The sequence below is a fragment of the Halobellus clavatus genome (genome assembly GCF_900107195.1).
Classification (GTDB): Archaea; Halobacteriota; Halobacteria; order Halobacteriales; family Haloferacaceae; genus Haloquadratum; species Haloquadratum clavatum.
Genome location: NZ_FNPB01000028.1, coordinates 1 through 1403, shown reverse-complemented (window position 1 = coordinate 1403; position 1403 = coordinate 1). Strand labels below are relative to the sequence as shown.

At 58.7% G+C, this 1403-nt stretch carries 1 protein-coding gene; it reads left to right on the top strand.

The features are described 5' to 3' along the window. The first annotated feature begins 115 nt into the window (after positions 1-115). Positions 116-1390 (top strand): IS4 family transposase, encoded by a 1275-nt coding sequence (locus tag BLU74_RS18335; RefSeq protein WP_089769955.1) that lies wholly within the window; start codon positions 116-118, stop codon positions 1388-1390. The last annotated feature ends 13 nt before the right edge of the window (positions 1391-1403 follow it).

Here is a 1403-nt window from a genome sequence, read left to right as displayed (position 1 = left end):
TATCCGTCTTTAGCTAAGAGGAGAACCACGTGACAGTGACGGCTTATCGAGGCTTCTTTTCGAGAGGAATGAGGAGGCAACCGCTGTGCACACAGAAGCCTCCTCATCGAGAATCATGCGTCGGCTTACTACACTGTTTCCTTCCGAGTTCCTCGAAGAGCACGCCGAGGAACTCGGCGTGGTCGAGCGAGAGGGCAAGCTACAGGTACCAGTCCTCGTGTGGGCGCTCGTGTTCGGCTTCGCCGCAGGCGAGAGCCGAACACTCGCTGGCTTCAGACGCAGTTACAACTCCACGGCTGATGAGACGATCTCACCGGGTGGCTTCTATCAACGGTTGACGCCGACACTCGCGGAGTACCTCCGCGACCTCGTCGAGCACGGTCTCGACGAGGTCGCTGTTCCCGACGCTGTTGACGCTGATATCGACCGGTTCAGGGATGTGATGATCGCTGATGGAACGGTGCTGCGGTTGCACGAGTTCCTTTCTGATGAGTTCCAGGCCCGTCACGAGGAGCAGGCTGGAGCGAAGCTCCACCTGCTCCATAATGCCACTGACGAGACGATTGAACGGTTCGACGTGACCGACGAGAAAACGCACGACAGCACGCTGTTCAAGACGGGATCGTGGCTACAAGGACGACTGGTGTTGCTCGATCTTGCGTACTTCAAGTACCGCCGCTTTGCGTTGATCGACGAGAACGACGGTTACTTCGTGAGTCGGCTGAAGGAGAACGCCAATCCGGTGATAACGGAGGAGTTACGGGCCTGGCGCGGGCGCGCCAGGCCCTTGGTGGGCGAACAGATCCAAGATGTCGTGGGAGATCTGCATCGACAGTACATTGACGTGGAGGTTGAGGCGGAGTTCAAGCGCGGACAGTACGAGGGAACTCGTTCGCTGGATACGAAGCGGTTCCGCGTCGTCGGCGTCCGTGACGAGGACGCCGACGACTACCATCTCTACATCACGAATCTGCCGCGAGAGCAGTTCCTCCCGACGGATCTCGCAACGCTGTATCGGTGTCGGTGGGAGGTAGAGACGCTGTTTCGTGAGCTGAAGACACAGTACGAACTGGACAAGTTCGACACGAGCGACCCGGATGTCGTGAAGATTCTGTTGTACGCGGCGTTGCTGTCACTGCTGGTGAGTCGTGATCTGTTGGGTCTGGTCACCGAGCAGGCCGCCGATGAAATCGTGTTTCCGCCGGAACGCTGGGCGGCGACCTTCCGGTCGCACGCCCAGCTCATCCTCCACGAACTCGGCGAGTTCCTCGGCTACTCGCCACCGCCACTGCTGGAGCGACTGATCGAAGACGCACAGAAGATCCACCAACAACGACCGATCCTGCAAGAGACGCTCGCTACCGCTACGCAACCGAGGTGTGAGTCTTAGCTAAAGACGAATG